18 protein-coding genes and 1 pseudogene are annotated in these 17,363 nt (G+C 60.9%); 4 read left to right on the forward strand and 15 right to left on the reverse strand.

Features of this window, described 5'->3' with window-relative positions; genetic code table 11:
- From ACYVDE_RS03190 to ACYVDE_RS03200, 3 genes are all read right to left on the reverse strand, one after another.
- Positions 1-354, reverse strand: a 354-nt coding sequence (locus tag ACYVDE_RS03190; RefSeq protein WP_460500036.1) for a nucleoside deaminase, incomplete at its 3' end; no start/stop codon positions are given.
- 3 nt (positions 355-357) lie between these two features.
- A complete protein-coding gene (locus ACYVDE_RS03195; protein WP_460500037.1) occupies positions 358-912 on the reverse strand; it encodes a hypothetical protein in 555 nt (184 codons plus the stop codon).
- Positions 913-1,052: 140 nt separating this feature from the next.
- Positions 1,053-1,493: a hypothetical protein gene (locus ACYVDE_RS03200; RefSeq protein WP_460500038.1), complete on the reverse strand. Its 441-nt coding sequence runs from the start codon at positions 1,491-1,493 to the stop codon at positions 1,053-1,055.
- Positions 1,494-1,663: 170 nt separating this feature from the next.
- Between ACYVDE_RS03200 and aspS the strand changes: the two genes are divergently transcribed.
- Positions 1,664-3,427, forward strand: coding sequence for an aspartate--tRNA ligase family protein (aspS, locus tag ACYVDE_RS03205; RefSeq protein ID WP_460500039.1), 1,764 nt, complete (start codon positions 1,664-1,666; stop codon positions 3,425-3,427).
- Between the two features lie 202 nt (positions 3,428-3,629).
- Entirely contained in the window at positions 3,630-3,812 is a 183-nt protein-coding gene (locus tag ACYVDE_RS03210; RefSeq protein ID WP_460500040.1) for a hypothetical protein, read from the forward strand.
- A gap of 135 nt (positions 3,813-3,947) precedes the next feature.
- On the opposite strand, the gene ACYVDE_RS03215 is transcribed toward ACYVDE_RS03210, so the two are convergent.
- From ACYVDE_RS03215 to ACYVDE_RS03265, 11 genes and pseudogenes are all read right to left on the reverse strand, one after another.
- Positions 3,948-4,982 carry a phytanoyl-CoA dioxygenase family protein gene (locus ACYVDE_RS03215; protein ID WP_460500041.1) on the reverse strand — a complete coding sequence of 345 codons (1,035 nt, stop codon included), beginning with the start codon at positions 4,980-4,982 and terminating at the stop codon, positions 3,948-3,950.
- A 131-nt stretch (positions 4,983-5,113) separates the two neighbouring features.
- Positions 5,114-5,623, reverse strand: a complete 510-nt coding sequence (locus ACYVDE_RS03220) for an NADH-quinone oxidoreductase subunit J family protein (RefSeq protein ID WP_460500042.1) — start codon at positions 5,621-5,623, stop codon at positions 5,114-5,116.
- A gap of 117 nt (positions 5,624-5,740) precedes the next feature.
- Positions 5,741-6,319: a NuoI/complex I 23 kDa subunit family protein gene (locus ACYVDE_RS03225; protein ID WP_460500043.1), complete on the reverse strand. Its 579-nt coding sequence runs from the start codon at positions 6,317-6,319 to the stop codon at positions 5,741-5,743.
- Between the two features lie 5 nt (positions 6,320-6,324).
- A complete protein-coding gene (gene nuoH / locus ACYVDE_RS03230) occupies positions 6,325-7,422 on the reverse strand; it encodes a complex I subunit 1/NuoH family protein (protein ID WP_460500044.1) in 1,098 nt (365 codons plus the stop codon).
- 138 nt (positions 7,423-7,560) lie between these two features.
- Positions 7,561-8,577 (reverse strand): NADH-quinone oxidoreductase subunit G, encoded by a 1,017-nt coding sequence (locus tag ACYVDE_RS03235; RefSeq protein ID WP_460500045.1) that lies wholly within the window; start codon positions 8,575-8,577, stop codon positions 7,561-7,563.
- A gap of 137 nt (positions 8,578-8,714) precedes the next feature.
- The gene (gene nuoF / locus ACYVDE_RS03240) at positions 8,715-10,052 is read right to left on the reverse strand and encodes a complex I 51 kDa subunit family protein (protein ID WP_460500046.1); all 1,338 of its coding nucleotides are present in this window, start codon (positions 10,050-10,052) and stop codon (positions 8,715-8,717) included.
- Positions 10,053-10,082: 30 nt separating this feature from the next.
- Positions 10,083-10,655, reverse strand: a complete 573-nt coding sequence (locus tag ACYVDE_RS03245) for an NADH-quinone oxidoreductase subunit NuoE family protein (protein WP_460500047.1) — start codon at positions 10,653-10,655, stop codon at positions 10,083-10,085.
- A 21-nt stretch (positions 10,656-10,676) separates the two neighbouring features.
- Positions 10,677-11,864, reverse strand: a complete 1,188-nt coding sequence (locus tag ACYVDE_RS03250) for an NADH-quinone oxidoreductase subunit D (protein ID WP_460500053.1) — start codon at positions 11,862-11,864, stop codon at positions 10,677-10,679.
- Between the two features lie 93 nt (positions 11,865-11,957).
- A complete protein-coding gene (locus ACYVDE_RS03255) occupies positions 11,958-12,518 on the reverse strand; it encodes an NADH-quinone oxidoreductase subunit C (RefSeq protein WP_460500048.1) in 561 nt (186 codons plus the stop codon).
- An 88-nt stretch (positions 12,519-12,606) separates the two neighbouring features.
- Positions 12,607-13,164 (reverse strand): NADH-quinone oxidoreductase subunit B, encoded by a 558-nt coding sequence (locus ACYVDE_RS03260; protein WP_460500049.1) that lies wholly within the window; start codon positions 13,162-13,164, stop codon positions 12,607-12,609.
- A gap of 101 nt (positions 13,165-13,265) precedes the next feature.
- Positions 13,266-13,646: pseudogene (locus tag ACYVDE_RS03265) on the reverse strand (NADH-quinone oxidoreductase subunit A); the annotation flags it as partial.
- 233 nt (positions 13,647-13,879) lie between these two features.
- Between ACYVDE_RS03265 and ACYVDE_RS03270 the strand changes: the two are divergent.
- Positions 13,880-15,439, forward strand: coding sequence for a sensor histidine kinase (locus ACYVDE_RS03270; protein WP_460500050.1), 1,560 nt, complete (start codon positions 13,880-13,882; stop codon positions 15,437-15,439).
- Positions 15,420-15,836: a response regulator gene (locus ACYVDE_RS03275; protein WP_460500051.1), complete on the forward strand. Its 417-nt coding sequence runs from the start codon at positions 15,420-15,422 to the stop codon at positions 15,834-15,836. Before ACYVDE_RS03270 ends, ACYVDE_RS03275 begins: the two co-directional genes overlap by 20 nt.
- 131 nt (positions 15,837-15,967) lie before the next feature.
- Here the strand turns inward: ACYVDE_RS03275 and pruA are convergent.
- The coding region (gene pruA, locus ACYVDE_RS03280) for an L-glutamate gamma-semialdehyde dehydrogenase (RefSeq protein WP_460500052.1) at positions 15,968-17,363 on the reverse strand (1,396 nt) is incomplete at its 5' end.

The following is a 17,363-nucleotide window of genomic DNA, read 5'->3' on the forward strand; positions in this document are numbered from 1 at the left end:
GTGCAGCAGCGGCCCGTGGCGGCGGAAACCCACCTTGGGCTCGTCGGCCCCGAACACCACGGCCTTTAGCTGGGCCCAGGCGCTGGCCCCGGCGCACATCACGCAGGGCTCGATGGTGACGTAGAGGGTGCAGTCGGCCAGGTATTTATTGCCGAGGTGGTTGGCGGCGGCCGTGAGGGCCAGCATTTCGGCGTGGGCCGTCACGTCGCGTAGGCGCTCGGTCTGGTTGTATCCCCGGCCGATAATCTGGTTTTCGAACACCACCACCGCGCCAATCGGGATTTCATCGGCCGCGAAGGCTTTCTGCGCTTCGGCCAGCGCCTGGGCCATGAAGTAGTCGTCGTCGGCAAACACTGCTTACTTCTTCATCGCAATGGCATTCATCACGGCTTGGGCGGTGGGCTGCCACTGGGCCTGCTCCTCGGCGGGGGCCACGAAGGTGAACACGTAGAGCTGCGAGCCCTCGATGGCGTACTGCACCGCCTGGTAGCGCTTGATGGGCGCCAGCTGGCTGTTGCGCCGGGTGTCCGAGAGCGTCGAAACGAACTCGAAGTAGATGAAATCGCGGCCGTTCACGGTGCGGATGTCTTCCTTCAGGAAATCGACTTTGGTGTAGAGGCGCTGGATGCTGGCCTTGTAAATCTTAAGCAGCACGCCGTAGTCGAAGCTCTCGAAGGTGGTGGGGCGCACGGCCACGCTGTAGTCGACGCGGCCGCTGGGGTTGGAATACACGGCCAGCGGCTTGCGCGGCGAGGGGTATTTCACGGCGATGCCGTCGTCGGGCAGCGGCGCAAATTCCTTCGGCACGCCCACCGAGAGGGTCGAAGCCAGCTTCACCGTGGTGAGCTTGGGCTTGGGCGCGAAAGCCAGAAGGCCCAGCAACAGCAGCAACAGCAGGGGCATGCGTTTCATAGAGAGGGGAGAAGCGGCGATATAGGAATACAAAAGAACGGCAAAACAACCTGTCATGCTGAACGCAGTGAAGCATCTGATAACACTCCCTGGAGCGTCCTCAGATGCTTCACTGCGTTCAGCATGACAATCAGTGCCAACTAGCGGCGGATGGCCGGGTACTTAATCCGCACCTTCTTCCAGTACACGTAGTTGCCGGTTTTGGCCTCTACGAGGTAGGTGCCGGCCGGAATCTTGCCCAGGTTCACGGGCGCGCCGGTGTTGTTGGCGGGGTCCAGCGCGGTCTGGTACACCACGTTGTTTTTGTAGTCGGTCATTACCAGCGTGCCGGGCTTGGTGAACTGCTGGGTGAAGCTAAGCAGGATATCGGTGGTGTTGGGCTTAGGGAAAACGTCGATGCCCGAGAGCGTTTCCACACGCTTGATGGGGCCGTCGAGCGTGACCGCGCCGGCCGTGCCTTTCGATTTAATCTCCGTCCCCGAAGCTTCGGACTTGGTTTTGGTCTTGATTTTGGTCTGGGCCTGGGCGGTGCCGGCGGCGAAAAGAGCGGTGGCCAGGGCGAGCGCGGGGAGAAGTTTCATGGGGTATTTGAAGGGATTGAGAGGGCAAAGGAACGCCGTTGCCAGCGGCTATTACATACTCCGTACCAAATTTTGAGTTTCGCCCCGCCGCCACAGTGGCTACCTTCGCACAAAAAAGCGGAACCCCAATAATCCGTTTAATCAGTTAGAATCCGTTAAATCTGCGGTCCATGCTACGTACCCACACCTGCGGCGAGCTCCGCCCCGAACACATTGGTCAAACCGTCACGCTTTGCGGCTGGGTGCAGCGCACTCGCGATAAAGGCTCCCTGCTTTGGATTGACCTGCGCGACCGGTACGGCCTCACCCAAATCACGCTCGAAGAAGGCGTGGAGGCCGAAGCCGTGCGCGAAACCGCCCGCCACCTCGGCCGCGAGTTCGTGCTGAGCGTGACCGGCAAAGTGGCCGAGCGCTACTCCAAAAACGACAAAATCCCGACCGGCGCTATCGAAATTCGTCCCGATAAGGTTGAGATTCTAAATCCCGCCAAGCTGCCGCCCTTCCTCATCGAAGACGACACCGACGGCGGCGACGACCTGCGGATGAAGTACCGCTACCTCGACCTGCGCCGCACCCCCGTGCGCAACAACCTGATGCTGCGCCACAAAATGGCCCAGGCCGTGCGCCGCTACCTCGATGGCCAGGAGTTTATCGAAGTCGAAACCCCGGTGCTCATCAAGAGCACGCCCGAAGGCGCGCGCGATTTCGTGGTGCCCTCGCGCATGAACCCCGGCGAATTCTACGCCCTGCCGCAGTCGCCCCAGACGTTCAAGCAGTTGCTCATGGTATCGGGCTTCGACCGCTACTTCCAGATTGTAAAGTGCTTCCGCGACGAAGACCTGCGCGCCGACCGCCAGCCCGAATTCACGCAGATTGACTGCGAAATGGCCTTCGTGACGCAGGAAGACATCCTCGACATGTTCGAGGGCCTGGTGCGCTACCTGTTCAAGGAAATCAAAAACCTCGATTTCCCCACCGTGCCCCGCATGACCTACGCCGACGCCATGCGCGACTACGGCAACGACAAGCCCGACACCCGCTTCGGCATGAAGCTCACCGACCTCACCGCCACCGTGAAGGGCCAGGGATTCCCCGTGTTCGACAGCGCCGAGTTGGTGCTGGGCATCAACGCCGCCACCTGCGCCGCCTACACCCGCAAGCAAATCGACGAGCTGACCGAGTGGGTGAAGCGCCCGCAAATTGGCGCCACCGGCCTCGTGTACGCCCGCGTGGAGGCCGACGGCGTGGTGAAGTCGTCGGTTGATAAGTTCTACTCGCAGGAAGAATTGCAGAAGTGGAAGGCCGCCTTCAATGCCAACCCCGGCGACCTGCTGCTGCTGCTGGCCGGCCCCGAAGTCAAAACCCGCAAAGCCGCCAGCGAGCTGCGCCTCGAAATGGGCCGCCGCCTCGGCCTGCGCGACCCGCACTCGTTCTCGCCGCTGTGGGTGATTGACTTCCCGTTGCTCGAGTTCAGCGAAGAGGAAAACCGCCACTTCGCCATGCACCACCCCTTCACCTCGCCCAAGCCCGAGGACCTGGCCCTGCTCGACGACCCCAAAACCATCGGCCAGACCCGCGCCAACGCCTACGACCTCGTGATAAACGGCGTGGAAATCGGCGGCGGCTCCATCCGCATCCACGACCGGGCGGTGCAGGCCCGCATGTTCTCGCTGCTCGGCTTCACGCCCGAGGAGGCCCAGGCCCAGTTCGGCTTCCTGCTCGACGCCTTCGAGTACGGCGCGCCGCCCCACGGTGGCCTAGCCTTCGGCTTCGACCGCCTATGCAGCCTCTTCGGCGGCTCCGATAGCATTCGCGACTTCATCGCCTTCCCCAAAAACAACTCCGGCCGCGACGTGATGATTGACTCGCCCTCGCCCATCGCCGATGCGCAGCTGAAGGAACTGAGCATCAAGACCGACGTGGTGGCGAAGTAAGGGTTTTTGAATTGCAGTAAACAGGAGCGGTGACTGAGGAATCAGTCGCCGCTTTTTTGTGCCTGACCAAACGCACCGCAAGGCGTTGATACCGGAAAAAAGCCGGTTCGACGGGCGATACCCATGGCTAATCGAAGGCTAAAATCCGGCCTTTGGCCCGGGGCGTAGGTTTGTATCAGTTAATGACTTACCCGCTCGCCCCATGAATAAGCTATACCTCTTCGCCACCGTTTTTCTGTTCTGGATTGCCTTAGCTGGCTCGCTGATGCAACTGGCGGTAGCGCCGGTGCGCCAGCTGCGGGCAACTACTTTCCGCTCTATGCCGATGCACGCCACGGTGGTAGCGCAGGCCAACGCCATTGACACTGGAGCAGCTTACAACTAGGCTCCGACGCTATTTCCCTTTATTCGTTTCCGGCATCTTATTTCGCTGATTAGATATGCAAAACGAGCCAGCCGAACCCATTGGGTTCGGCTGGCTCGTTTTGTTTCTGGTCGGGGTAGGGCGTGGGCTTGTTGCTCACAGCCACGCCATATTTTCCTTGAATTCGACCGGGTACATGTTCAGGTATTGCACAATGCGCGGGTAGTGGCCGTGGTTGGGGCTGCTGCCGTGCGGTAGCATGTGGTGCCAGATGACGAAGTCGCCGGCTTCGGCGGCAATGGGCACGGCGAACGCGTCGAGGCTCACGCGGCGCGGGTCGGTGCCCGCGGGCAGTTCGGCCAGCCAGCTTTCCAGCCGGCGGTGGAAGCCGGGCACGCAGCGAAAAGCGCCCTGCTCGGCCGGCGTGTCGCAGAGGTAGAGCAAGCCCTGCGTGCCGAAGTGGAAGGGCGGCTGCAGGCTCATGTCCCAGTGTAGCGGCGTCCCCTGGTGCTGATAGGTGGCCGTTTCGGGCGGGTTGAAGCTGGTGCGGTCGGTGGTTTTCCAGAGGTCGGCCGTGTGCCAGAGCTGGGCAAATGCTTTCTGGATGCGGAGTGCCTGCCGGTTGGCGAGTAGCGTAGGATGGTGGTAAAAATCCATCATAATGCCTTTGCCGATGGGCTTGTCGTACCATGTGGCCGGGTCGTCTGGGTCCATGCCCAGGCTTTCCCACACGGCCAGCTCGGTGGCCCGGGCCTGCTCGCGCGATACCGCGCCACGCACCACCACGTAGCCGTGTTCCTCCCAGAAAGCCAAGTCGGCGGCGCTCAGCACGTCGGGCATCTCCTCGATGGCGCGCAGTTGCTGTTGCAGACCAGGAGGGTAGGGCCGGTTGGCGAAAATGCTGTTGAGCCGCTCGATTTGCAGCGCATCGGGCGCGCCGTTGTTTTTGGCGGCAATCCAACGCTCAAACTCCACGAAGCTGGGGTTGGCGTGCATGAGGTAGCGCGTGGTTTCCTCAATCGGCAGGCCCAGGCCGTTGAGCAATATGTTGTCGAACCGCCAGTTACGCTCCGATTGCTCAATGAAAGCACCATTGCGCTGGGCCAGAGCCCGCGACCAGAACCGTTTTAAATACTGAACACCCAACTCGCCAACTTCTTCGGGAGCGGCTAACACGGATTGAGGCTGCATCGGCAATTGCTTGAGGCCAGAAAATACGGCCCGGTAGCAGCTGCCACCGAGCCGAAGCAAGTTACAGGCAAATCAAAAAAAACGGCCGCTGAAATCTCAGCGGCCGTTTTCTGTATCAAGCACCGGGTTGTTTAGAAGTTGCGTTCGCCCGTTTCGCGCTTGCCCAGCATCACCGAGCCCACCATGGCGGCCAGCAGCAGTATGGACGCCAACTCGAACGGCAGCGCGTAGTCGCGGAACAGCACCATGCCCAAGCGGTCGACCATGCCAATCTGCGAGTCGAAGCTGGCCGGGTCGTAGCCGGCGGGGCTCACGTTGCGCAACGCCGCCACCAGAATCAGCAGCAGCGAGCCACCGGCGATGGCAGCCGCAAACTTGGCCATAGCCGGCTTGTGCGGCTCGGTTTCCTCGTTCAGGTTCAGGAACATAATTACGAACAGGAACAGCACCATGATGGCGCCGGCGTACACAATGATGTTCACCGCCGCCAGAAACTGCGCGTTCAGCAGCAGATAGTGGCCCGACAGCGTGAAGAACGTGAGGATGAGGAACAGGACGCTGTGCACCGGGTTCTTGGCCAGTACCACGCCCAATGCACTCAGCAGGGCCACGAACGAGAGAAAGAGGAAGAGAGGAGACATTGAGGTGTCATGCTGAGCGGAGCGAAGCATCTTATCACGCTTGCGCCGCAGGGATTAACATATTCTGACAAAGGCAGCGGTGATAAGATGCTTCCTTCGTCAGCATGACCGGCGTAATTAAGCCGTTTGCGTGCGCAGCGTGGTGGCCTGCTCGGGCGTGAGCTGAATGCCGCGCTTCGAGCGCAGGTCCGGCGCCACGGGCTCCACCAGCCGGTCTTTGCCGTAGATGAACTCGTCGCGCTCGAAGCGCGGCGGGGCCATTTTATCGGCTTGCAGGTACACGGCGGCTTTCGGGCAGGCTTCCTCACACAGGCCGCAGAAGATGCAGCGCAGCATATTGATTTCGTAGCTCACCGCGTACTTCTCTTCGCGGTAGAGGCCTTCCTCGCCCTTTTTGCGCTCGCCGGCCACCATCGTAATGGCTTCGGCGGGGCAGGCTACGGCGCACAAGCCGCAGGCCGTGCAGCGCTCGCGGCCTTTCTCATCGCGCTTCAGCACGTGCAGGCCGCGGAAAACGGGCGAGAACGGACGCGTCTCCTCGGGGTAGCGAATGGTGACCTGCTTCTTGGTGGCAGCCCGGAAAAAGTGCTGCATCGTAATGCTCAGACCCTGAAAAATTGCCGGCAGATAGGCCCGCTCGGCCAGGGTCATCGGCTTTTTGGTCAGAACTTTGGCGCGTTTGCTTAAGGATTCCATAGTGGTTATTGAATTACGCCGAACGTAATCAGGCCGCCCGTGAGCAGGATGTTGAAGATGGCCAAGGGAATGAGGATGGTCCAGCCCAGGCGCATCAGCTGGTCGTAGCGGAAGCGCGGCAGCGTCCAGCGCACCCACATGAAGAAGAAGATGCCGGTGAAAATCTTGGCGAACATGGCCACCACGCCCATCAGCACGAAGATGTTGTGCGCCCAATCGGCCGAGAGGCTGGTTTTGTTGGTCAGGAAGTCGAGGAATTCGTACTGGAAGGGGTAGTTGAAACCGCCGAAATACAGCACCGACATCACGGCCGTAGCCACGAACACGTTCACGTACTCAGCAAACAGATACAGACCCATTTTCATGGAGCTGTACTCTGTGTGGTAGCCACCAACCAGCTCCGTTTCGCACTCGGGTAAGTCGAACGGCGTACGATTCGTTTCAGCAAACGCGCAGACGATGAAGATGATAAATCCCAGCGGCTGCTTGAACACGTTCCAGGTGAAGATGTCGCTCAGGTGCCAACCGCCGCCTACGTGCGTCTGCTGCAGAGTGATTTCGCGCAGCGAGAGCGTGCCCGACATCATCAGCACGGCAATCAGGGCCAAGCCCATCGCCAACTCGTAGCTGATGTTTTGCGAAGCGGCGCGAATGGCGCCCAGCAGCGAGAACTTGTTGTTCGAGGCCCAGCCGCCAATCATGATGCCGTACACGCCCAGCGACACAATGCCGAACACATACAGCATCCCGACGTTGATTTCGATGCCCTGCAGGTGAATTTCGGTATCGCCGAATTTCAGGAAGTTGCCGAACGGAATCACGGCCGACGACATCAGGGCCGTAATCATGGCCAGGCAGGGGCCGAACACGAACAGCGCCCGGTTAGCCCCGGCGGGGAAGAATTCTTCTTTGGTGAAGAGCTTCACGGCGTCGGCCAGCGGCTGCAGCAGGCCGAAGGGGCCGGCACGGTCCGGGCCCACGCGGTCCTGCAGGAATGCGGCAATTACGCGCTCAGCGTAGGTGCAATACGTGGCAATCAGCAGCGAAATGCCGAAGGTTGCCAGAACGACGAGGCCTTGCCAGCCCAGAGCGGGGAGAGTCATTGGTTATGGACGTTTGTCATGCTGAGCACAGCCGAAGCATCTCGCTCGCGCAACTAATTCAATCGATTGGATTACTACCGCACGCGAGATGCTTCGGCTGCGCTCAGCATGACGTGCTTATTTTATTGCTGACGGCTGCTAGTTATTCAGGCCACCCAAGCGCAGCGGCGGGTTGCGCTCCAGCTCGCGGGTGGTGCTTTCGGGTAGGTCGGCCAGTACCTGCGGGTTCACCACGGGCAGCTCGTAGTGGTTCTGGGCGATAACCGAGGCGCGGTTGATGTGTGCCGGGCCTTCGAGCACCCAGTCGGCAGTTTCCTTCTTGTCGAAGCGGCATTCGTTGCAAATCCACTCTTTCACCTCGCCGTACTCGTCCTTACGGGCGGTTACGCGCAGCACGTCTTTGCCTTTGTACCACAGCGTTACGCGGCCTTCGCATTTCTCGTGCGAGCAGTTGCGGTGCGCGTTCACGGGCTTGGTAAACCACACGCGCTGCTTGAAGCGGAACGTCTTGTCGGTGAGGGCGCCCACCGGGCACACGTCAATCACGTTACCTGAGAAGTCGTTATCAATGATGTTCTCGATGTAGGTGCCGATTTCGGCGGCATCGCCGCGGCCCAGCACGCCGTGCACGCGGTTGTCGGTAATCTGGTTGGCCGTGTACACGCAACGGTAGCACAGGATGCAGCGCGTCATGTGCAGTTGAATAAGCGGGCCGATGTCGATTTTCTCGAAGGTGCGGCGCTCTTCCTCGTAGCGGGTGGTGCTCACGCCGTGCTCGAAGGCGAAATCCTGCAGGCTGCACTCACCAGCTTGGTCGCACACCGGGCAGTCGAGCGGGTGGTTGATGAGCAGCATCTCCACGATGCCTTTGCGCACGTCGAGTACCTGCTGGTTGGTGGTGTTTTCCACCACCATGCCGTCCTGCACCGTGGTGATGCACGAGGCGACCAGCTTGGGCATGGGGCGCGGGTCTTTGGCCGAGCCGGCCGACACCTTCACCAGGCAGGCGCGGCACTTGCCACCCGAGCCCTTCAGCGGGGTGTAGTAGCACATGGCGGGCGGCACAATGCTGCCGCCAATCTGGCGGGCCGCGTTCATGATAGTCGTTCCATCTGGAACTTCTATCTCGATGCCGTCGAACGTAATTTTAGCCATTTTATATCAAGTATTTAGGTCGTCATGCTGAGCGCAGTCGAAGCATCTCTACCACGCAGGTAATCTGAATTAGTATTGAGGTAGAGATGCTTCGGCTGCGCTCAGCATGACGTTCTTTTTTATTCGTTCGACAGATGCTACGCCAGCACTGCTGCGCCGCGGTAGGCCGCGCCGGGAGCAGTAGCTTCTTTCGGATTGGTCACGTGCCACTCGAACTCGTGGCGGAAGTGGCGCACCGCGGCGGCTACCGGCCAGGCGGCCGCTTCGCCCAGCGGGCAGATGGTGTTGCCCTCAATCTGCTTGGCCACGCTCACCAGCAGGTCGATGTCGTGCATCGAGCCGTGGCCGTGCTCCAGGCGGTGCAGCACCTTTTCCATCCAGCCGGTGCCCTCACGGCAGGGCGAGCACTGCCCGCAGCTTTCGTGGTGGTAGAAGCGCGAGAAGTTCCAGGTGTTGCGCACAATGCACGTCGTCTCGTCCATCGCAATGAAGCCGCCCGAGCCCAGCATGGTGCCCGTTACGAAGCCGCCGTCGCTCAGCGACTCGTAGGTCATCAGGCGGTTTTCGCCGGCCGCGGTTTTCAGAATCAGCTCCTTGGGCAGAATCGGCACCGACGAGCCGCCGGCTACCACGGCCTTCAGGTCGCGGCCCTTCCAGATGCCGCCGCAGTACTCGTCGGAGTAGATGAATTCCTCCACCGGCACGCCCAGCTCAATCTCGTAGATGCCGGGTTTGTTGAGGTGGCCGCAGGCCGAAATCAGCTTGGTGCCGGTGCTTTTGCCCACGCCCAGCTTCGCGTACTCGTCGCCGCCGTCGTTCACAATCGGCACCACGGCGCAAATGCTTTCCACGTTGTTCACCACCGTGGGGCGGGCGTAGAGGCCCTGCACAGCCGGGAATGGCGGCTTGTTGCGCGGGTTGCCGCGCTTGCCTTCGAGGCTTTCCAGCAGGGCAGTTTCTTCGCCGCAGATGTATGCGCCGCCGCCGGGGTGCACGTGCAAATCCAGGTCGTAGCCCGAGCCCAGGATGTTCTTGCCCAGGAAACCCTTAGCGTACGCCTCGGCAATGGCTTTTTCCAGAATACGCAGCACGTACAAGAGCTCGCCTCTGATGTAGATGTACGAGGTGTTGGCGCCCAGGGCGTAGCTGCTCGTAATCATGCCCTCCACCAGCAGGTGGGGCAGTTTCGACATCAACTGCCGGTCTTTGAAGGTGCCGGGCTCCGATTCGTCGGCGTTGCACACGAGGTAGCGCGGCACACCCTCCGGCTTGGCCAGGAAGCTCCACTTCATGCCCGTGGGGAAGCCTGCGCCGCCGCGCCCGCGCAGGCCCGACTTCTTCACTTCTTCCACCACTTCGTCGGGCGTCATTTTCAGCGCCTTCTCCACGGAGCGGTAGCCGCCGTGCTTGCGGTACACGTCGAAAGTGTCGATGCCTTCAACGTTGATATGTTCGGTTAATAGCTTGCGGCCCATAGGTATAAGCGTTGTGCTGATGGCCAGCTTTTAGTAATTCTTCAGTGAGTTCGGCAGCCCGTTTTCTTCCCACGGCAGAATGGGGCGGTGCAGCGAGCTTTTCAGGTCGCTCAGCATGGCGTCCACGGCTTCGGGGGTGTCGAGCTGCTCGTAATACTTCTCGCGCACCTGCACGATGGGGGCGAAGCCGCAGGCGGCCAGGCACTCCACTTCTTTCAGCGTGAATTGGCCATCGGGCGAAGTTTCGCCCACCTTGGCGCCGGTAATGCGCTCGAGGTGCGCGGTCAGTTCGTCGGAGCCGCGCAACATGCAGGGACCGGTGCGGCAGATTTCCAGAACGTGGCGGCCTACCGGCTTAAGGTTGAACATGGTGTAGAAGGTGCTTACCTCATACACTTCAATCGGCTTGATGTTCAGGGTTTCAGCTACCAGGTCTTGCACCTCGGGGCTCACCCATCCGCCGAACTCGGCTTGCGCGATGTGCAGAATCGGCAGCAGGGCCGACTTGCTCCGGTCTTCCGGATAGTGCGTGAGCAGGCGCTTTATTTCCGCCTGGGCGGCGGGAGAGAATTGCGGTTTGGTGGGCGCGGTGGTCGGCTCCATAGCAGTCAATTTCAACAAAAACTAAGCGTCCAGCTCGCCGGCGATGACGTTCATGGACGAGAGAATGACAATGGCGTCCGACAGCGTCGTGCCCACGGCCATCTCGGGGTAAGCCTGGTAATAGATAAAGCAGGGCCGGCGGAAGTGCAGGCGGTAGGGCGTGCGGCCGCCGTCCGAAACCAAGTAGAAACCCAGCTCGCCGTTGCCGCCTTCCACCGAGTGGTACACCTCACCCACGGGGGCGTCAATCTCGCCCATCACGATTTTGAAGTGATAAATCAGCGCCTCCATGTTCTTGTACACTTCGGGCTTGGTAGGCAGGTAGTAGTGCGGGGCGTCGGCGTGGTATGGGCCGTCGGGTAGCTTGTCGAGGGCCTGGTTGATGATGCGCAGGCTCTGCCAGATTTCCTCGTTGCGCACCAGGAACCGGTCGTAGGTGTCGCCGTTGGTGCCCACCGGAATGTCGAACTCGAAGTCCTCGTAGCTCGAATAGGGGTTCATTACGCGCACGTCGTAGTCGACGCCGGCAGCGCGCAGGTTGGGGCCGGTGAAACCGTAGCTCAGCGCCTTCTCCGCCGAAATCGGGCCTACGTTCACCACGCGGTCCATGAAAATGCGGTTGCGGGTGAACATAGATTCAAACTCCTTCATCACCGCCGGGAAGGTCTTCAGCCAGTCGCGCAGCTTTTGCAGGGCCACGGGCGAGAGGTCGCGCTCCATGCCGCCCACGCGGCCCATGTTGGTGGTGAGGCGGGCGCCGCACACCTCTTCGTAGATTTCGTAAATCTTCTCGCGCTCCTGGAACACGTATAGGAAGCCGGTGAAGGCCCCCGTGTCCACGCCCAGAATCGAGTTGCAGATGAGGTGGTCGGCAATGCGGGCCAACTCCATCATAATCACCCGGATGTACTGCGCGCGCTTGGGCACGGTCACGCCGAGCAGCTTCTCCACCGTCATGTGCCAGCCCAGGTTGTTGATGGGCGACGAACAGTAGTTCATCCGGTCGGTGAGGGTGGTAATCTGGTAGAACGGCTTGCGCTCGGCCAGCTTCTCGAAGGCGCGGTGGATGTAGCCGATGGTGGGCACGCCCGACACAATCCGCTCGCCATCCATTTGCAGGATGTTCTGGAAGATGCCGTGCGTGGCGGGGTGCGTGGGGCCCAGGTTCAGCGTTGTCAGCTCCTGGCTGAAGTCGTTGAGGATGGGCATCAGCTGGCCGGGGCGCTGGGCGGCGGCCTCTTCTTGAATCTTGTGGGTGCCTGCCAAGGCGTCGTTTACTGCCATGATATGAGTATCAGGGGCCTAGCGGCCGAAAAACAGGTCGGTTTTGTCTTCGCGGGTGCCGTCTTCCACCGGGTACTGCTTGCGCATGGGGTGGTAGTCCATGTCCTCCACGTTGAGGATGCGAATCAGATTGGGGTGGCCGGTGAAGATGATGCCGTAGAAATCGTAGGCTTCACGCTCCATCCAGTTGGCGGCGTTGTAGAGGTCGGTGAGCGTGGGCACCACCGGGTCGGCAACGGGGAAGAAGATTTTCAGGCGCAGCCGGATGTTGTTGGTCAGGCTGTGCAGGTGGTAAATCATGCCCAACTCCTGGCCCTCGTTCTCGGGGTAGTTGATGCCGCACATGGTGGTCAGGAAGTGAAACTTCAATTCCTGGTCCTGCTGCAGGCCAGCGATGATGTCGTGGATTTTCTCCCGCGTGGTCGTCGCCGTCAGCAGGCCGTAGGGCTCGTGTACGTCGGTGAAGGTGGCCTCGCCAAACAGGCGGTGCAGCAGCGCCAGCACTTTCGCGTTCTGGGCCTTTATCGGGTCTTCGGCAACGGGTGCTTCGGGAGCAGCGGCAGCGTCTTGAGGAGTCATTCTGCGTTTCTGGTTTCTGGTTGCTTGTTTCTGGTTGGGTTACTTGGGTTTCGGCCTAACTAGAAACCAGAAACAAGCAACCAGAAACTTACTTGATGTTGTAAGACGCCAGCAGGGCCTGATACTCGGGCGCGTTGCGGCGGCGGATGGATTCGTTCTTGGCCAGGTCCTGCACGCGGAGCAGGCCGTCGAGCACCTGCTCAGGGCGGGGCGGGCAGCCGGGCACGTACACGTCGACCGGGATGATGCGGTCGATGCCTTGCAGTACCGAATACGAGTCGAAAATGCCGCCCGAGCAGGCGCAGGCGCCCATGGCCAGCACCCAGCGGGGCTCGGCCATCTGCTCATACACCTGCTTCACCACGGGAGCCATCTTCTTGGCAATGGTACCCATCACCATCAGCAGGTCGGCTTGGCGGGGCGAGAAGCTGGGGCGCTCGGAGCCGAAGCGCGAAATGTCGTAGTGCGAGCCCATGGTGGCCATGAACTCGATGCCGCAGCAGGAGGTGGCGAAGGGCAGCGGCCAGAGCGAGTTGGCGCGGGCAATGCCCACTACCTTTTCCAGCGAAGTGGCGAAGAAGCCGGCACCCTCGATGCCCTCGGGGGCTTCAACGGTTTTTAGTTCGGGAACGCGGGTGTCAACCATAAGGATAAAGAACTAGCGGATTAGGCGGCCTTCGATACGGGCGCAGGCCGGTTTTCCAACATCGGCGCGGCGGTGAAAGTTTGGCCGGAAGGTGCTTCATTCCAGCGTAAAATGCCTTTTTTGATGATGTAGAAGAAGCCGGCCAGCAGCAGACCCATGAACACCAGCATCTCGATGAAGCCGGCGCGGCCGAGGGCGCGGAAATTCACGGCCCAGGGGTACATGAAGATGACCTCGACGTCGAACAGCACGAACACGATGGCCGTGAGAAAGTATTTCACCGAAATCGGGGTGCGGGCGTTGCCCACCGACTCAATGCCGCACTCGAAGGAGGCGTCCTTCACCTTGCTCTGGCGTTTGGGGCCCACGAGGTGCGAAACAATCATGGCGAAGGCCACAAAAGCCAGGGCCAGACCGAATTGAATGACAATCGGAAGATAGTCGGAGGGCTGATAATTGGCAGCCGGCAGGGCTAGGTACATAAGAGTCAATTATATAGCATCCAGGCCTCACGGGCGCTGAAGGGCAAAGGTAGCGCCCGCGGGCTTGGGGCGCAATGTTGCAACGATAACCCCTGGTACGAGGCGCGGCGGCTGGGTAGCCAGTTGAGGGTTGGAAACTGATGCCCAGGCGGAGCTATCCAATACATAACTGGCTTTTATGTGGATTGAATGTGCTTTCTTTAGGGCAAACTGCTCGCTACCATCCTTTCGCTATGTCAACTACTGCTGATTCATCGGGAGGTACTACAGCGGCTATTGCGGCTTTGGTGGAGCGGGAGCACCAGCTTTCGGTGTTGTTTGATGCAATTGCCGATGTAACGTTTGTGCTGAACGTGGAGGACGGGGGGCGCTACCGGTTTGTCTTCGCCAATAAGGCATTCGAAAAAACCACCGGCCTGCCCGTGGCGCAGGTGCTGGGGCGCTACGTGGAGGACGTCATTCCCGAGCCGTCGCTCAGCCTGGTGCGCACGAAATACCGCGAGGCCATTGCCACCCTGCAGCGGGTGATGTGGCAGGAAGTGTCAGATTACCCGACCGGCCAAGTGGTGGGCGAGGTGAGCGTGACGCCGGTAACCGACGAGCAGGGCCGCTGCTGCCAGCTGGTGGGCGTGGTGCACGACCTGACGAAGGAAAAGCAGGTGGAAGCCGCCCTGCGCCTCAGCAACGAGCGGTTTGCCTATGCGCTGAAAGCCACCACCGATGCCATTTACGACTGGAATGTTGACGCCGACACGTTGTATTGGGGCGAGGGCTTTGAGAATCTATTCGGTCATCACCTCACCGAAAACCCCACGCCTTTTAGCGAGTGGGCCGATTATGTGCATCCCGATGACAGCCCGCGCGTAGTAGCCGGTCTGCGGCACCGGGCGTTTGAAACCACGGAATCGTTCTGGCAGGAGGAATACCGCTTTCGGCGGGCCGATGGCAGCTGGGCCGAGGTGTTTGACCGGGGATTTCTGTTGCGCGATGCCGCCGGCCGGACCGTGCGCATGATTGGGGCCATGCAGGATATTACGCCGCGCAAACAGGCCGAGCACCAGCAGCGGCTGCTGACGGAAAAGCTACTCAGCCAGAATGCCGACCTGCAGCAATTCACCTACATCGTGTCGCACAACCTGCGCGCGCCGCTGGCCAATGCGCTGGGCTTTAGCGACCTGCTAGCGCGGGTAGAGAAGCAGTCGGCCGTGTTCGACGTATCGCTGCAAAACCTGCGCACCAGCTTGCGGCTGCTCGATGAGGTGCTTACCGACGTGAACGACATCCTATCGGTGCGCGACGAGCAGGCCGGTTATCGGCCCGAGCCGGTGGCGCTGGCGGCCGTGTGCCAGCAGGCGCTGCTGAGCCTGCAGGAGACGCTGCAGGCGGCGGGCGGGCAGCTCCGCATTGCCATTCCGGCCGACCTGCGCGTGGCCGGCAGCCGGGCGTATTTCCACAGCATCTTTCACAACCTGATTTCAAACGCCATCAAGTACCGGTCCGATACCCGGCCGTTGGTCATCGACGTGGTGGCTACCGCGACTCCGGCCGAGGGAATAACCGTTGTGGTGCGCGACAATGGCTCGGGCTTTGACCGGCAGCAGGCCGGCGACAGCGTTTTCCAGCTCTACCGGCGCTTTCATGCGGGGCTGGGCGGGCGCGGCATTGGCCTATACCTGGTGCGGGCCCACACAGAAGCCATGGGTGGCCAAGTGGCCGTGGCCAGCAGCCCCGGCGAAGGAACCGAATTCACGCTCCATTTCAGGAACCATGCGGATGAAAACCTACCTCATTGATGACGATGACCTCGCCATCTACCTCACTGAGCATTTGCTGCGCGCCGAAGGATTCTCCAACTGCATCTGCACGTTTCAGTCGGCCCGCGAGGCGCTGGAGAAGCTGGTGGGCCAGAAACAGCGCGTGCCGCAAGTGGTGTTTCTCGACCTGAATATGCCGCTGATGGACGGCTGGCAGTTTCTGGATGCGCTGGCGCCCTACCAAGAAGCGCTGCGGGGGCAGTGCCACATCTACATTCTTACGTCGTCGCTGGCGCTGAAGGACTTGGAGAAATCGAAGGAGTATGAGCTGGTGGCTGGCCTGATTCACAAGCCGCTCGATAGCGGCGAAATCCGGGCCATTCAGTCGCAGTTCGGCGAGGCAGCGGCCGACGATGGCAAGCCCTGTGACTGCTGAGTTGGGATGTAATGCGATAGAGCTGCGAAGGTTATGCAAAGTGCTGGTTACGTGCTGCAACCTTCGGATAACGAAAAAGCCGGACTTATCAGAGTCCGGCTTTTTCGTTATCTAAATAAACCCAGGAAGACTTACAGGCCTTTGTCGCGGTTCAAATCCTCGGCGGGGGCGGCGCCCAGGAAGGGGTAGCGGTAGTCGACCACCGGCACGAAGGTTTCCTTGATGGCGCGGGGCGACACCCAGCGCAGCAGGTTGAGGATGGAGCCGGCCTTGTCGTTGGTGCCAGAGGCACGGGCGCCGCCGAAGGGCTGCTGGCCCACCACGGCCCCGGTGGGCTTGTCGTTGATGTAGAAGTTGCCGGCGGCCTGGGCCAGCTTCTTTGAGGCGAGGTCGATGGCGTAGCGGTCCTGCGCGAAGATGGCGCCGGTAAGGGCGTAGGGCGAGGTGGTATCCACCAATTCCAGGGTTTCCTCGAATTTATCGGCGTCGTACACGTACACCGTTACCACGGGGCCGAATAGTTCCTCGCACATGGTCACGTACTTGGGGTCTTTGGCCAGGATGACGGTGGGCTCGATGAAATAGCCTTTCGACTTGTCGTAGCCGCCGCCGGCGATGATTTCGGCGTTGGGGTCGGCTTTGGCGCCGTCGATGTACTTGGCGAGCTTGTCGAATGATACTTCGCTGATGACGGCGTTGATGAAGTTGCCGAAATCTTCGACGTCGCCCATTTTGAAGGAGGCGAGGTCTTCCTTCACGTAGCCGAGGATTTCATCGGCGAGGTTGCTGGGGAGGTACACGCGCGAGGCGGCCGAGCATTTCTGGCCCTGATACTCGAACGCGCCGCGCGAGATGCCCACGGCCACGGCTTTGGCCTTGGCCGAGCGGTGCGCCACAATGAAGTCCTTGCCGCCGGTTTCGCCCACGATGCGGGGGTAGGACTTATAGCGGTGGATGTTCTGGCCGATTTCCTGCCAGATGGTCTGGAACACCTTGGTGGAGCCGGTGAAGTGGATGCCGGCGAAGTCGCGGTGCTTGAACACCACGTCGCCCACTACCGGGCCGTCGGCATACACGAGGTTGATGACGCCGGCCGGCACGCCGGCTTCTTCGAACAGCTCCATGAGGACCTGGGCCGAGTACACCTGTGTGTCGGCGGGCTTCCAGACCACCACGTTGCCCATCATGGCTACCGAGGAGGGCAGGTTGGCGGCGATGGAGGTGAAGTTGAAGGGCGTGAGGGCGAACACGAAGCCTTCCAAGGGGCGCTGCTCCAGGCGGTTCCACATGCCGGGCAGGCTCTCGGGCTGCTGCTCGTACACCTGCCGCATGAAGTGCACGTTGAAGCGGAAAAAGTCAATCAGCTCGCAGGCGGCGTCGATTTCGGCCTGGAAGGCGTTTTTGCTTTGGGCCAGCATGGTGGCCGCGTTGATGCGGGCGCGGTAGGGCCCGGCGAGCAGGTCGGCGGCTTTGAGGAAGATGGCGGCGCGGTGCTCCCAAGGCAGGTCGGCCCAGGCGGTGCGGGCG

The sequence above is a fragment of the Hymenobacter agri genome (genome assembly GCF_054778495.1).

What these genes read in the sequence shown, in the direction of transcription:
- ACYVDE_RS03195 (WP_460500037.1), bottom strand. Translation starts at nt 912, where the DNA reads ATGAAACGCATGCCCCTGCTGTTGCTGCTGTTGCTGGGCCTTCTGGCT.
- ACYVDE_RS03200 (WP_460500038.1), bottom strand. Translation starts at nt 1,493, where the DNA reads ATGAAACTTCTCCCCGCGCTCGCCCTGGCCACCGCTCTTTTCGCCGCC.
- aspS (WP_460500039.1), top strand. Translation starts at nt 1,664, where the DNA reads ATGCTACGTACCCACACCTGCGGCGAGCTCCGCCCCGAACACATTGGT.
- ACYVDE_RS03210 (WP_460500040.1), top strand. Translation starts at nt 3,630, where the DNA reads ATGAATAAGCTATACCTCTTCGCCACCGTTTTTCTGTTCTGGATTGCC.
- ACYVDE_RS03215 (WP_460500041.1), bottom strand. Translation starts at nt 4,982, where the DNA reads ATGCAGCCTCAATCCGTGTTAGCCGCTCCCGAAGAAGTTGGCGAGTTG.
- ACYVDE_RS03220 (WP_460500042.1), bottom strand. Translation starts at nt 5,623, where the DNA reads ATGTCTCCTCTCTTCCTCTTTCTCTCGTTCGTGGCCCTGCTGAGTGCA.
- ACYVDE_RS03225 (WP_460500043.1), bottom strand. Translation starts at nt 6,319, where the DNA reads ATGGAATCCTTAAGCAAACGCGCCAAAGTTCTGACCAAAAAGCCGATG.
- nuoH (WP_460500044.1), bottom strand. Translation starts at nt 7,422, where the DNA reads ATGACTCTCCCCGCTCTGGGCTGGCAAGGCCTCGTCGTTCTGGCAACC.
- ACYVDE_RS03235 (WP_460500045.1), bottom strand. Translation starts at nt 8,577, where the DNA reads ATGGCTAAAATTACGTTCGACGGCATCGAGATAGAAGTTCCAGATGGA.
- nuoF (WP_460500046.1), bottom strand. Translation starts at nt 10,052, where the DNA reads ATGGGCCGCAAGCTATTAACCGAACATATCAACGTTGAAGGCATCGAC.
- ACYVDE_RS03245 (WP_460500047.1), bottom strand. Translation starts at nt 10,655, where the DNA reads ATGGAGCCGACCACCGCGCCCACCAAACCGCAATTCTCTCCCGCCGCC.
- ACYVDE_RS03250 (WP_460500053.1), bottom strand. Translation starts at nt 11,864, where the DNA reads ATGCCCATCCTCAACGACTTCAGCCAGGAGCTGACAACGCTGAACCTG.
- ACYVDE_RS03255 (WP_460500048.1), bottom strand. Translation starts at nt 12,518, where the DNA reads ATGACTCCTCAAGACGCTGCCGCTGCTCCCGAAGCACCCGTTGCCGAA.
- ACYVDE_RS03260 (WP_460500049.1), bottom strand. Translation starts at nt 13,164, where the DNA reads ATGGTTGACACCCGCGTTCCCGAACTAAAAACCGTTGAAGCCCCCGAG.
- ACYVDE_RS03270 (WP_460500050.1), top strand. Translation starts at nt 13,880, where the DNA reads ATGTCAACTACTGCTGATTCATCGGGAGGTACTACAGCGGCTATTGCG.
- ACYVDE_RS03275 (WP_460500051.1), top strand. Translation starts at nt 15,420, where the DNA reads ATGAAAACCTACCTCATTGATGACGATGACCTCGCCATCTACCTCACT.